The sequence below is a fragment of the Hyphococcus sp. genome (assembly GCF_041986965.1).
Lineage (GTDB): Bacteria > Pseudomonadota > Alphaproteobacteria > Caulobacterales > Parvularculaceae > Hyphococcus.
Genome location: NZ_JBHIXB010000001.1, coordinates 254125 through 267219, shown reverse-complemented (window position 1 = coordinate 267219; position 13095 = coordinate 254125). Strand labels below are relative to the sequence as shown.

Here is a 13095-nt window from a genome sequence, read left to right as displayed (position 1 = left end):
ACTGGGATAATCCTAATACCGGATTATTACCTTGGCAAACCGTTATTTGCCAAGCGTCTAAATGCCGAAACCACTCCGATCTAAGCGACATAAGCTGTTACGCGCTTTACTGAAGGAAGCGCGCCTGAAAGCGGGTCTCACCCAGGAGGAAGTTGCTGTTTTGTTGGGGTATCCGCAAAGTTACATCGCTAAGATCGAAGGCGGCGAAAGACGGCTGGAGGTCGTCGAATTCATCGCGCTTTGCGAGGTAATTGAAGTCGAACCGGCGGCGGTGATCAAGAAAATACTAAATTAACTCAGATTCTCTCCCTTACGCCGGACCACTTTTCCCTACCCAAGTCACGCCACCTTGCGGGTGAAGGGGCGTGCAGCGTAAAGAGGCTTATGACTTCGTCTGCGCCGGCTATTTCGGTTATTATCGTCAATTACAATTCAGGACCGCGCCTAAAGCGCTGTCTCGAATATTTGCGCGCTCAGAGCTTCCGCGATTTTGAAACGCTCGTCGTCGATAATGCATCGACAGACGATTCAATTGCACAGGCGAGGGAAGGCGACTTCCAACTTATCGAGGCGGGCGACAATATCGGTTTCGCCGCAGCGAATAACCTTGCTGCGAAGTCGGCGAAAGGTGCCTTGCTCGTATTCCTCAATCCGGACGCTTACGCCGCGCCGGATTGGCTTGAGGCGCTGATGCGGGCGACAACGACTTATCCGGGCGTCGACGCCTTTGGCTCCACCCAGGTCGACCATAAGGACCATGACCGGATCGACGGCGCGGGGGACGTCTATCACGCCTTTGGCCTAGCTTATCGCGGCGGCTTTGGAAGCCCGGTGAGCGCCTTGCCGCCGGAGGGAGAATGTTTCGCGCCTTGCGCGGCGGCGTCGATGGTCCGCCGGGAAGCGTTTGCTGCATTGGGAGGGTTTTACGAGCCTTTTTTCTGCTACAGCGAGGATGTGGATTTGGGCTTTCGATTGCGTCTTTCGGGCGGGCGCTGCGTTCAGTTGCTGAGCGCTGTCGTCTACCATGAGGGGTCGGGCGTCACCGGACGGCGCAGCGACTTCACCGTCTATCATGGTCATCGCAACCGCATCTGGACCTGGTATCTCAACATGCCGCTGACGCTGCTCATTGCGACGGCGCCGTTTCACCTTTTGCTCGATCTTGTCTTGTTTGCTCAGTCGTCGTCGCGCGGCGACGGCGGCGCCTATATCCGGGGACTGCGTGACGGCTACGGCGGACTTGCCAGGCTTTCCGCTGAAAGGCGGCGCCGACAACAGGCAAGAAAAGCATCCACGGGCGAAATCGCCCAGGCGCTGACTTGGTCGCCGCTGAAGCTCATGCGCCGGGCCACCGACATTCGCCCGGTTCAAGGCCCCTGACGCCGCAGGGCTTGCCAGCGCAGCGTGACCCGGCCTATCCCGAAGGCAAGAGGCCTTTGCGTCACGGATCAGGCGCGGCGACAAGAGACGATCAAGACCCTTCATGGCTCCGACCTTTTCCATCTCCGTGCCCATCGGGGCCTGGCATCCCTTGCTGCGGGAATGTCTTCAAAGCCTCGCCATTCAAACGCCGCGGCCCAATGTGGCGTTGCTCGACGCCTCCGGCGATCCTCGCGTGAAGACGGATGCGGGCGCCTTTGACGATCTCATTGTCTATCGCCGTCATGGACCGGATGGCGGGCAATCCGACGCCATTCTGGAAGGCTGGGCCAATGCGCCCGGCGATATTCTCGGCTGGCTCAATGCCGATGACGCGCTTTATCCGGGCGCGCTCGCCAGGGCGGCGGCGAAATTTGACGACGATGAAAATCTCGATGTCGTCTATGGCCACAGCGTCATCATCGATGATGATTTTGCGGTTGTCGGTTATCACTGGGCGGTGGCGCCGCCGAGCGATCTTCTATTGTCGGGCGATATTATCTCCCAGCCGTCCTGCTTTTTCCGCCGTAGCGCTTATGACAAGGCGGGTGGGCTCGACGCTGATCTTCACTACACCATGGACTGGGATTTATGGGTGCGCCTGTGGCGCGACGGCGCCAAGTTCGATTTCATCAACGAGGTGATGTCGCGCGTCCTGTGGACGAAAGAAGCGAAGACCGGCGGTTTTGGGACGGGGCGCCGAAAAGAGCTGGCGCGCATCATCGATCAGAATGCGTCGCCGGTCCGGCGTCTCAAGAGCAAGCTCGGTTTCGCGCTGCATCACGTCTTTGAATATATGATGCCGCCTGCACTTGCGCGTGCACTTCGCGGTCGGTTGTCGCCGAGCGGCGCCGTGATTAACGGCCTTGGACGCAATGGCGAGATTGACAACGAAGCCACGCTACCGGTCGTGCATTATCTTCCAGAGCCGGCCCGAAAGCTGAGGCTTGCCTTTACTGAGAAGGCGGATATTTCCATTGCCGCGGCCGGAGGCGCGCTGTCCGCATCAGGAGCTGCTGAAATCGTTTTCGGGTTGCCGGCTGCGCAGGCGCCTGGCGAGACATTGATGCTAACGATCCGGAATGAGGGCGCGTCGCCAGCGATCTTCACCGGCCTCCGCTTCGATTAGAGGTCGCGGTTTTCAAGATACCAGTTATAGGCGAGCTTCAGCCCATCGCGCAGCGGCGTTTTCGGCGTCCAGCCCATGGAGAGAAGTTTGTCGGACGCCATAAGCTTGCGCGGTGTGCCGTCGGGTTTTGACGGATCCTTGCGCAGTTGACCGGTCAATCCCGCCGTCTCCATCACCAGTTGCGCGAGTTCGGCGATGGTGACGTCGGAGCCTGTGCCCACATTGACGAAGTCATAGCCGGAATAGTGCTTCATCAAAAAAACGAGGGCGTCGGCGCAGTCGTCCACATACATGAACTCGCGATAAGGGGAGCCTGTGCCCCAGATTTCAAGATCGTTTTCGCCAGCTTCTTTCGCGGAGCGCGCCTTGCGCAATAGCCCCGGAATGACATGGCTGTTTTCGGGATGGAAATTATCGTGCGGCCCGTATAGATTAGTCGGCATCGCCGCAATAAAGTCGTCTCCATATTGCTTGCGATATGATTGGCAAAGCTTGATGCCGGCGATCTTGGCGATGGCATACCATTCATTGGTTTTCTCAAGCGGGCCAGTGAGCAACGCTTCTTCACGCAAAGGCTGTTCGGCGTCGCGCGGATAGATGCAGGACGAGCCGAGAAATAGAAGCTTTTCGATGCCCACCTCGTGGGCGGCGTGAATGAGATTTGCGGCGATCATGAGATTCTCGTAAAGAAACTCCGCCGGGTATGTGTCATTGGCGTAAATGCCGCCGACTTTCGCTGCTGGGATGAAGACCGCCTGCGGCTTGTTCTTCAACATCCATTCGCGCACGGGCGCCTGTTGTGTCAGATCAAGTTCGGCGCGCGTCGCGGTTTGAATCTCGGCGCAGTTTTCGGTCTCGAGACAGCGAAGGATCGCCGACCCAACCATGCCGCGGTGACCGGCGACATAGACGCGTTTGCCTTCCAGCGAATAAATGACCGGGGCTTTCTCCGCCGACATCTTATTTTTCACTTTTCAAAATTGTGTCGACTTCCGTGAGGTCGGCTTCGACCATTTCCTGAACCAGGTCTTTGAAACTGGTTGTGTACGTCCAGCCTAGCACCTGTTTCGCTTTCGACGGATCAGAGAGCAGCAAGTCCACTTCCGTCGGGCGGAAATAGACCGGGTCGACACGGACGAGGACGGCGCCCGTTTTGGCGTCGAAGCCCTCTTCCTTCACGCCCTTGCCGCGCCATTCAATGGCTACGCCGATATGGTTGAAAGCGCGCTCGACGAATTCGCGCACTGAATGGGTTTCGCCGGTGCCGAGGACGAAGTCGTCAGGCTGGTCCTGCTGCACGATGCGCCACATGCCTTCCACATAGTCGCGGGCGTGGCCCCAGTCGCGCTTGGCGTCGAGATTGCCAAGGAACAACTCGTTCTGAACTCCGCGAGCGATGCGCGCCACTGCGCGGGTGATCTTGCGCGTGACGAAGGTCTCGCCGCGCACTGGGCTTTCATGGTTGAAGAGAATGCCGTTGGAAGCGTGCATGCCATAGGCTTCGCGGTAATTGACGGTGATCCAGTAGGCGTAAAGTTTTGCGGCCGCATAGGGGCTGCGCGGGTAAAACGGCGTAGTTTCGCGCTGCGGCGTTTCCTGCACGAGGCCGTATAGTTCGGACGTCGACGCTTGGTAAAACCGCGCCGTTTTCTCCATGCCGAGGATGCGGATGGCTTCGAGAATTCTGAGCGCGCCGATCGCGTCGGAGTTGGCCGTATATTCCGGCGTCTCGAAACTCACCTGGACATGGGACTGGGCGCCGAGATTGTAGATCTCGTCAGGCTGGGTTTCCTTAATGAGGCGGATGAGGTTGGTCGAATCCGTCAAGTCGCCATAATGGAGGAAAAACCGCGCATGAGGATCGTGAAAATCCTTATATATATCGTCGACGCGTCCAGTGTTGAAAGAGGAAGACCGGCGTTTGACGCCGTGCACGATATAGTCCTTTTCCAAGAGTAACCGCGCCAGATAGGAGCCGTCCTGTCCGGTGACGCCGGTGATCAGGGCTTTTTTCTTCGTCATCAGGCCAACCTTACCCCGCCCCTCCCGCGAGGGCGCTTCGGGCGGTTTCAGCCTATTTTAAGGGGAGGTGCAACCCTGAGAGGGGCTTTTCAACGGTTCGAAAAATCCGGCGCCGCCCGCCTACCAGTCCAGATTCTTCTCGTAGCCAAGGTCGATCAGGGCCTTGCCATAGCGTTCCTTGAAAATGGCGGTAAGGCGCGGCGTGAAATGATTGCGCCACGCCCCGCTGTCGGGGTTGGCGCCCTTGGCGTCGAGATTGAGCCCGGCGATGTCGGGAACTTCGAGAAAGTCCGAAATCCGTCGTAGCCACACGGCGGGTTCGGCGGCGAAGTCTTCCAGCCGGAGCGTCAGGATGCGCTCGTCACCCATGCCGGCGAGTACCTGCGTCTCAATAATTTCTTTTGAAATATGATCGAGTTCGTAGATCAGTCCGTCTTCTTCCGGGAGGTTTCGCAGAACAGGCTTGTCGCGTACAAGACTATCCCAGACCCAGCCATGAGTATCGCTGGCGTCGGCAAGGTGGTCGCCTTTGTGATGAAAGTAATTTGAGACCAGCACCTGCCGCGGATCGCGAAGAATGCGGAGCCCTTTCCAGTCGGATGCGTTCTCGTTGATCTTGTCCAGCGAGTGCGCTGTAGCGTTGGAGAACAAGACGACATCGCGTCCATTGTGGCCAAGTCCGCCGAAATCCATATTTTTCAGATCGAGGTCGTCGGAGCTTGAGTAGTGGAAGGGTCGGTTCCTGATTTCGTATTTCCGGACCCTTGCTTCGGTCGCTTCGGCGATGCGTCCAAACACCTGATTGCGGAAAAACCGCGAGCCGCATTTGTGATGTCCGAAAAGAACGAAGCAATGCGGGGCGTTGGGATAGCGCATTAGGCCGATCTGACGTTCCGCCGCAGCGGCGCGATCTTCGACGCGGCCGATTTCAATGGCGCGCATATAGGCGAGTTTCCGGGTCTCTGCGCTGAAAGTTTCAGCTGAGTCTAATTTTTGGGTGAGCCTTTCGGATGACTTTTGCAAAGCTGCAAGGTCATGCCGGCTTTGGGTGGTCTGATCTGTTATGGTTTTGAGTTCGTGTTTTAACACTTCGGCGTGTTTGTCGTGGCGGTTCTGCATCGCGGCTGCCCGGTCATGCAGCGCAACGACTTCGGCGGAAAGGCGTTGCGCAATCCGATAAAGACGCAGCGCGATAAAAAGCACCAGTATGGCCAACCCGGCGAAACCGGCTAGCGTCCAGATTTCCATGCGATAAGCGCTGAGGCCCGGTAGGAAACCGGCTCCGGCGAGCGCCGCCAATAACAAGAGCGCCGGCGCAGTGAGCGCGCGAAGGCGCCATGCCGCGGCGAGACTGCGCCGCGCCAGATGCAAAACGGCAAACGCCTTCGGCGACCGCGCCCTCAGCTTTTCACCAAAAGCGGCATAGGCGGGCCGCTTGATCTGTGACGCTCCCGCCGCGGTTTTCTTTACAGAGCCTTCCGGGTTTAACATCGCGCTGGCGAAAGCGGCACGCACAGCGTCGAGACCGGGATCTTTACGGAACGCCAGCAGGTTGCCCCAGGCGTCATCAGGGATGGAAAGCGCTGGCCCATAAGCCGCCGCGCGCCGCCAGTCATGACGCACGCCGTAGCGGACAATAGGATGCCATTCGCTGACATAGACGGCGTAGCCGCGTTCTTTCAGATAGTCGGCGATGTCCTGCCATTTGTGCCCGAGAGGAATGGTCTTGGCGTCTTCGAATTCACATTCAACCACGTCCGGTTTGAGATGGTCCCACGGAACGCCCTTGAGGACGGAGAGGTCGAAGCCTTCGACATCGATTTTGAGGAAATCGATATGCTTCAGCTTTTTGTGAGCGACGACGTCGGCGACTGTGGTGATGTCGACGCGGGCTGTTTCCTTATGGGTTTTATGGAAGGAGGAAAGACCGCTGATGCCGGTGCTTTCTTCTGACGTAAAGAAGGCGGCGCCAGACGCCGCCTTGTCACTGACGGCGCGCGGGTCGATCTCAACATTCTGGGCGCCGCCGAAACGCGCCATCAATTTTTCGCGGTTCTGAGGATCAGGTTCGAAACAGAAAATGCGCCAGCCAAGCGCGTCGAAATAGGCGGCGGATTCGCCGTAATGGCCACCCACATCGATCATTACATGCTCTTGGCCGTGTCTGCTTTCCAGCATTCTGGCGACGACCGCGGTCTCATCGACATGGAGATGTGCGTCACGCGGCGCGTCGGCAAGATTCAAAGAGGCTGCTGTCATGGCGATCTCGTTCCGGAAGCCGTCCCGGATGACGTGAATATTGAACCGCTCCGCGGCTGTCGACTGCGCCTTTTCGGCAAGCTGGAAACGCAGCTCCGCAGAGCGTGCGAGGTCGGCGAGCTTGGCTTTGATGAGCGCAAGGTCGTCTTTCATCACGCGGGCGCCGCAATCGATTTCCTCGAGCAGGGCCATGGTGGCGACCTCTTCTGGCCCCACGGCGAAAAGCGCGGCGCCGCAGGCGAGACATTCCGGCAGTTTGTTCGCGACGGAATATTTGACGTAATTCGTCGAGGTCTCGTCGAAATTGTAACCGATGACGACAATGTCGCTTTCCGATAGCCACTCGCGATATCCGGCGGGCGTCAGGTCCGTGACGATGAATTTGCTGCACGTCAGCCCTTCGAAATGGGGCGCGGCGCCGTCGCGCCACAGATCCCGCGTCTTGATTTCGAAAACGATGTCGACCCCGTCGTGTGACAAGTCTTCAACCGCTTGCCCGATGCGCTGAAGCGTCATCAGCGTCATGTTGCTGGCGAGCGAGCCCGCATAGCGCACGCGGACTGGTCCGCGCCCCTCCCGGATCGCAGCCTTCGGCCAGTCTGCGGGATCGACGCCGTTGGCGTAGGAAACGAAAGGCGCGCCATAACGGTCTTCGAAGGCTTTCCCCATCGCCTCGCCAATGCACAGGCGTGTTTGCGACTGGGCGAGAAGTCGTTTGAAATCGTCTTCAAGAGCCGGGTCAGGTTTTGCGCCCGCGTCAGAAAGATGCGCAGGCCAGTCATCCATGATCCATGTTGCAAGCGGTTTATTGAGCGCCGGGATCATTTCCATTGCAAATTTGTGCAGCACTTTTGTGTTCGGCACAGGCCGGTAGAGAATCGCGTCAGGCTGGAATGCGGCGATGCGGTCATGCAGCGCTTTCACCGCATTTCGGTCTTCGGCGTCGATCACTGTGGCCCGATTATTTTCCCAGACGCCGATCTTTTTAGGGCTGGCCTGGAAAAGCTGCAACAGTTTTGCGCGCGGCCAGTCTGCAAACAAGGTCGCCTTGAGCTCGCCTGTCGCTGTGCCGTTTCCGGTCCGGGTGTGATCGATCAGAAGAAGGCGCGGATAGGAGCCGTCCGAATGGGTGGCGGCCGGCTTTTTCTGTGCAACCGCGACCGGCCTGGAAACGGGCAAGAAAGCCGGAGACTGAAGGTTGTCGATAAGCGCTTTGACGTCGCTAGAGCGCTGCTTCTCGTTGGGCCCCAGCTCTTCGGCCAGATCGCCGCGTCGGAAAATTTCGAGATGGCCGCCCACGGTGCAGTTGACGATTTCCCGGCCGTCTTTTTCAAACGCGGCTTTGGCGAGGCGATACATCGCCTCCATATTGTCTGTGTCCGCCGCCTGCCAGACTTTTCCCTTGAAGTAGCGGGGATCGAAGTGGTTTGGATCGTCCTCATCCTGGTCGATCAGGTCGCCTTCGGTCGATTCCGGCTGGACATATGAATGATCGAAGCCCGTCAGCAGCACCTTGCGGTAGCCGAGCGCATAAGCGATTTGCATGGCGAAGAAAGAAACGGTCGAGCGCCATGAAATGTTCTTGCGGAAATCATCGCCAAACTCGGCATGACCGACGGAGCGGATGTAGCAAGTCGACTTTGCCGGTAGCAGGCAATGGGAAAGCCAGTAGGGCGTGAACTTGATCTTGTCGGCGAGGAGATTGAAGCTTTCAGGCTCCTGTTCGGCGACGAGATAATTCGTCACGCAAAGATATTGTGCAATGGCGGCGAGTTTTTTGTTCAGGAAAGCGTAATTGGTGATGAAGACGTCTGCGTTTTTCAGATCGTCCATATTCACATGGTTGAGGCTCGGCCCATTGCCCACGATGACGCATGTATCGCTTTTGCGGTTGGCGCCGAGAAGCTCCATCAGGGCGTCGGACCGCGCCAGTTCCGGTTTAAGCCAGGATTGCTTGAAGCCCCATCGCGTAGGGCCGACGACATAGGTCTGGACTCCCGCCGGCGCGTCTTCTTCCGCGGCAATCGGTTTGGCGTAATGACCCGCATGATATCCGCCGCTTTGCTCAAGCAGTTCGAGGGTTTTGCCGATGCTCTTGGGTGACGGTGGTTTTCGAAAATGTTCGAGGCTCTTCACGTCGCCATTAATGAGCCGGTTGAGGTTGAGCGCATGGCGCTCGAAATCCTTTTCGGCGCCGCCATCGGCCGAGAAACGCTGTAAGATGCCGTCATGCTTGTTGAGGTCGAAGTCGGCGAGGCTTTGAACCCACTGGTAATGGACAAAGCCGAACCGTTTTTTCAGCATCCGAATGACTTCCCGAAGGCTGTCGCCGCGCAGGGAAAGCGTCTTGTTATCAGGATAATACCGGGCTTTCGCGAGTCGGCGATTAAGGCGCATAAATTTCGCGCCGCTTTGCTGCGCGCGAATCCAGAATTCGTAATCCATGCAGAAGTGCAGATCGCGATCGACGGGCCCGATGCGATCGACGAGCGCTTTTGATATAAAGGTTGCAGGCTGAAGAATACCGACTTCCTTGGCGAGACGCCAGGGAAGTTCGTCCGGGTTCGCAATCACATAGGCGTCGCGGAGAAACTCGTCATGCTGATCCACATATACGCCGTCGCCAAAAACGATGTCGGGCTTTTCTTCCGAGGCAAACGCCTCGGCGACAGCGGCGAAGACGCCTTCGTCGTAATATTCATCATCGGAATTGAGCCAGGCGATGATGTCGCCCTTCGCCGCCAGCATGCCGCGCGCAACCGCGTCGGCCTGGCCCTCATCCTCCTCGGCGATCAGCGTGACGCCAGACGCCTTTGCCGCGATCTCGCGGCTCCCATCCGAGGAGCCAGGATCGAAAATAAGATGCTCGATAGGCTTTAAGGACTGGCGCTCAATCGAGACAATGGTTCGAGGAAGGAATTCCGCCTGATTAAAGGACGGCGTAATGACTGAAATTTTCAGGGACACTTTAGAGATTTCCGCTGCCAATCGCGATTGCGCCTAATTCCGGGTTGCCTTTGGCGTTTCGCCAAGAGCGTTTTCGTATAATGCGAAGTCCGGTGCGTAAAGCTGGCGAATCATTTCTTCGTCCTTTTGGTCTATGTCAACGGGCTTTGCGATCAAATTGACGCAGGGCTCAGATGCTCCGGATATCGATATGGCGGGACGGGCGTCAAGCAAAGCGGCTGAGGCTTCATATCTTGCGGGCGCCTACCAGAAGGGACACGCATTGGGCTTTTTTGCGCAGATCGGCCAGGCGGGGCGACAGCCGACCCCATCGGTGCATCGTATTATCGGGGTTCGAGGCGATGTCGCAACTAAACGCCGGGGGCCCGTCATAAACCGGGCCAATTGGCGAGACTGAGGGGGCGGTCGCCCAGTTGCGGATGTTTTCAAATTTCCTGATCGCATGGCCGTTCGGCTCATCCTCCACATACATGTCGACAGCGTGCAGCCAGAGGCCGCCCGATTTCAGGATTCTGACGCCATCGTCAAAGAAGCTTTTAAGATCGGGGACATGTTCAACCACTGAGATCGAAAAAACCACGTCGAAAAAATCTGATTTTAACTGCGGGTCGTTGTCGCCAAGAAATGCCTTTATATTCTCAACGCCGGCGATTTTGACTTCCTCGCTCGGCCCGCCGCCATCGCCTTCGAATTTTTCAATATTGAAGCATCGATTGCGTTTCGCGAGCGTCTGCAAGATGCGGGAATCGCCGCCGCCGATTTCCGCAATGGTCAGATTTTCCGAGCCCCGCAGATAGGAGTATACAGCCAGATCCTGCATGGATTTCAGGCAGAAAGACCCGGTTGCGCCAATCTCCTTGTTGTACGCATTGTCCCATGCTTGCCAGATGAGGGGTTTGCGAATGAAGTCAAACATCAAAGGTCTCCTGACGGCCCTCGCCGGATTGCGGGCGCTGTCCGGAGAGCTATAGAGGTTGTCGGGGGCGCGCAAAAGTCCGCCATTGTAATTTGACGGGGGTGGGCTATCCCTGTGACGACGCAAGTGATTTCGCCATGGGGGCGCTGGTTTTCAGCTTCATCCAATGGGGCCGCGCTTCCTAGCGCCCGCAAGAATTGGAAACGGTAGTGTTGAAATGTGGATTTTGAACAATCGCAAGGTGGACGCCATTGTCTACACAATGGGGAAAGTAGGGTCGAGCTCTATTTCCACATCTATCAAAAGCGCCGGGCTTCATTGTCTGGATGTGCATTTTCTGAATGAGCAACGGATTTGCAATATTCTTCAGAGTTATTTTGAGGATCCGGATGTTGAAATTGTTCCTCAACACATTATCGAATCGTTGATCGCGCACAATGCCTTGGTCAAGCAAGGGCGCATGAAAGTCGTGACACTCGTGAGAAACCCTATCATGCGGAACATCTCCGCAGTGTTTCAGAATCTGCCGCCGCGTCATAACGATGATTTTGACGAAATTTTAAAGCGCCTGCAGAAATACGGCACGAAGACGCCTGACAATTGGTTTCGGCGTGATTTTATTCCGACGACCGGCATCGATATTTTCAGCGCTAAAGTTGATCCGACATCTGACCACTTTCGCTTTTCCAGCGATAAAGCCGATGTTCTTATGCTCAAACTCGAAGCGCCCGACGACCGCAAGGAAGAGCTGTTGCGGCAATTTGTCGGGGCTAACGTGACCCTGGAGCGAGCGAATGAGGCGCGCAACAAGGGGTATTATGAAGTCTACAAGAAGATCACTGAAGATCCGAATATCGTGCGCAGCACTTTTGTGCAGGATTGTCTCAAACTGAAATATTTCAACAAGCTTTATTCGAGAGACGATGCTGCTTTGCTGCGCGACCGTTACCTTTCTTCAGCTTCGCCCTAACTTTGTCGGCGCCGTTTATCAGTTCTTCCGAAGACCGATTAGCAGCGACACGCACTGCGCATGCTGGCGCATCTTGGCTTTTTTGGGTGCGATCCGCCCCCAACGGTACATCGTATCGTCTGGGTTCGAGGCCATGTCGCAAGTGAAGGCAAGCGGGCCTTCGAAAACCTCGCCAATTGGCGTGACGGCGCTGTTCGACATCCAGGCGCGCATGGCGGCATATCGCGAAAGATAGCGTTCGCTTGGTTCGTCCTCGATATAGATGTCAACGGCGTGGAGCCATAGTCCGCCTTTTTTCAGAATGCGCAGCCCGTCGTCAAAAAAGCTATCGAGATCGGAATCTGGCACATGCTCGACGACAGAAACCGAAAAAACCACGTCGAATGAGCCTGACTGAAGGTCTTCCGAATATTCTCCGAGAAAAGCTTTGACGTTCTTGACGCCGGGTATGTGAATTTCTTCGGCGGCGCCGTTATTGGCGCCTTCGAATTTTTCCACATTGCAGCAGGTGTTTTTCTGCACAAGAGACGGCAACAGCCTCGAATCAGAGCCGCCTATTTCAGCGATCGTCAGCCCGTCGCAATCGCGAAGATATGAATAGACGGCGAGATCCTGAATAGTTTTAAGGTGAAAGCCGCCGTCTTTTTTAATCTCCTTGTCGTAATTGTTGTCCCAAGCCTGCCAAAGAAGCGGTTTGCGGATAAAATCGAACATGCGTTTCAAGATCCAGATTTTCTTGGCGGGGTTGGCGGATGCGCGGCTACCCGAAAGGCTTGCACGCGCCGCCGCTTATTTCAACGGCAGAGAGGCGATCCGTCCTTCTTCGTCAAAGCGTCCAGCCTTGGGATCGAATTCGCCAAGAACCTTCATCTGGTCGTAAATGTCGAAATAGGCAATCTCGCCGCGCCAGTAGCGTTTCCTGTGACCAACGCCGGCGAGGGCGGGTCCGGTTAACGGTGCCGGATAAGCGGTTCTTACGGCTTCACCCCCATTCACATAAATGATGAGACAGTCGGGCCCGCCGACAAAGGTAAGCCGCGTGAACTCGGCCGGGTCGCCGACGGTGGCGTTGACGAGAATGGTTTCATCAGCTTGGCGCTGCCAGAACCGGTAGCCTTCCGCCGTCAGGGATGCGCCAAGCCGTCCCAGCCGGAACGGCATGGGCGGCGTGGTTTCCGTGTTCTCATAATCAGGATCGGATGGAACCGTGCGTGACTTCAGCAGAATGTCGACGGTATAGGTTTCGGCAGTCGCCTTGGCGTCGAATGGCAGCCTGACCGATGTTTTTCCGTCAAAGCTGCGCGACGGCCCGCCATGGTCTCCTGAACAACTGACAAGCGCTGCGGCAAGCGTCATGACTGCAACGAGAAGCATTGCCGGTTTTGATCCGCGAGACATGCCGGGCCTCTGTGA

10 protein-coding genes are annotated in these 13095 nt (G+C 56.8%); 4 read left to right on the top strand and 6 right to left on the bottom strand.

Annotated features, from left to right (window positions below):
• Positions 1 to 61: 61 nt before the first annotated feature.
• The 3 genes from ACFC5L_RS01250 to ACFC5L_RS01240 all read left to right on the top strand — a co-directional run bounded on the left by ACFC5L_RS01250 (position 62) and on the right by ACFC5L_RS01240 (position 2548).
• Complete coding sequence (locus tag ACFC5L_RS01250; RefSeq protein WP_375202099.1) at positions 62 to 295, top strand: helix-turn-helix domain-containing protein; 234 nt, start codon at positions 62 to 64, stop codon at positions 293 to 295.
• 89 nt (positions 296 to 384) lie between these two features.
• Positions 385 to 1380, top strand: a complete 996-nt coding sequence (locus ACFC5L_RS01245; RefSeq protein WP_375202100.1) for a glycosyltransferase family 2 protein — start codon at positions 385 to 387, stop codon at positions 1378 to 1380.
• Positions 1381 to 1483: 103 nt separating this feature from the next.
• Positions 1484 to 2548 (top strand): glycosyltransferase, encoded by a 1065-nt coding sequence (locus ACFC5L_RS01240; protein ID WP_375202101.1) that lies wholly within the window; start codon positions 1484 to 1486, stop codon positions 2546 to 2548.
• Here ACFC5L_RS01240 and fcl read toward each other — a convergent pair.
• From fcl to ACFC5L_RS01220, 4 genes are all read right to left on the bottom strand, one after another.
• A complete protein-coding gene (gene fcl / locus ACFC5L_RS01235; RefSeq protein WP_375202102.1) occupies positions 2545 to 3507 on the bottom strand; it encodes a GDP-L-fucose synthase in 963 nt (320 codons plus the stop codon). The two genes, ACFC5L_RS01240 and fcl, sit on opposite strands and share 4 nt — an antisense overlap.
• A 1-nt stretch (position 3508) precedes the next feature.
• A complete protein-coding gene (gmd, locus tag ACFC5L_RS01230) occupies positions 3509 to 4570 on the bottom strand; it encodes a GDP-mannose 4,6-dehydratase (RefSeq protein WP_375202103.1) in 1062 nt (353 codons plus the stop codon).
• 120 nt (positions 4571 to 4690) lie between these two features.
• Positions 4691 to 9796, bottom strand: a complete 5106-nt coding sequence (locus tag ACFC5L_RS01225; protein ID WP_375202104.1) for an FkbM family methyltransferase — start codon at positions 9794 to 9796, stop codon at positions 4691 to 4693.
• A gap of 226 nt (positions 9797 to 10022) precedes the next feature.
• Positions 10023 to 10712, bottom strand: a complete 690-nt coding sequence (locus ACFC5L_RS01220; protein ID WP_375202105.1) for a class I SAM-dependent methyltransferase — start codon at positions 10710 to 10712, stop codon at positions 10023 to 10025.
• A 166-nt stretch (positions 10713 to 10878) separates the two neighbouring features.
• On the opposite strand from ACFC5L_RS01220, the gene ACFC5L_RS01215 reads away from it, so the two are divergent.
• A complete protein-coding gene (locus ACFC5L_RS01215; protein WP_375202106.1) occupies positions 10879 to 11682 on the top strand; it encodes a putative capsular polysaccharide synthesis family protein in 804 nt (267 codons plus the stop codon).
• A gap of 18 nt (positions 11683 to 11700) precedes the next feature.
• Here the strand turns inward: ACFC5L_RS01215 and ACFC5L_RS01210 are convergent, their stop codons facing one another.
• Both ACFC5L_RS01210 and ACFC5L_RS01205 read right to left on the bottom strand, forming a co-directional pair.
• Entirely contained in the window at positions 11701 to 12396 is a 696-nt protein-coding gene (locus ACFC5L_RS01210; protein WP_375202107.1) for a methyltransferase domain-containing protein, read from the bottom strand.
• A 75-nt stretch (positions 12397 to 12471) separates the two neighbouring features.
• A complete protein-coding gene (locus ACFC5L_RS01205) occupies positions 12472 to 13080 on the bottom strand; it encodes a hypothetical protein (protein ID WP_375202108.1) in 609 nt (202 codons plus the stop codon).
• Positions 13081 to 13095 lie beyond the last annotated feature (15 nt).

Bases quoted from the DNA above. Each gene is read 5' to 3' on its own strand.
- ACFC5L_RS01250 (WP_375202099.1), top strand. From the start codon at position 62: ATGCCGAAACCACTCCGATCTAAGCGACATAAGCTGTTACGCGCTTTA.
- ACFC5L_RS01245 (WP_375202100.1), top strand. From the start codon at position 385: ATGACTTCGTCTGCGCCGGCTATTTCGGTTATTATCGTCAATTACAAT.
- ACFC5L_RS01240 (WP_375202101.1), top strand. From the start codon at position 1,484: ATGGCTCCGACCTTTTCCATCTCCGTGCCCATCGGGGCCTGGCATCCC.
- fcl (WP_375202102.1), bottom strand. From the start codon at position 3,507: ATGTCGGCGGAGAAAGCCCCGGTCATTTATTCGCTGGAAGGCAAACGC.
- gmd (WP_375202103.1), bottom strand. From the start codon at position 4,570: ATGACGAAGAAAAAAGCCCTGATCACCGGCGTCACCGGACAGGACGGC.
- ACFC5L_RS01220 (WP_375202105.1), bottom strand. From the start codon at position 10,712: ATGTTTGACTTCATTCGCAAACCCCTCATCTGGCAAGCATGGGACAAT.
- ACFC5L_RS01215 (WP_375202106.1), top strand. From the start codon at position 10,879: ATGGGGCCGCGCTTCCTAGCGCCCGCAAGAATTGGAAACGGTAGTGTT.
- ACFC5L_RS01210 (WP_375202107.1), bottom strand. From the start codon at position 12,396: ATGTTCGATTTTATCCGCAAACCGCTTCTTTGGCAGGCTTGGGACAAC.
- ACFC5L_RS01205 (WP_375202108.1), bottom strand. From the start codon at position 13,080: ATGTCTCGCGGATCAAAACCGGCAATGCTTCTCGTTGCAGTCATGACG.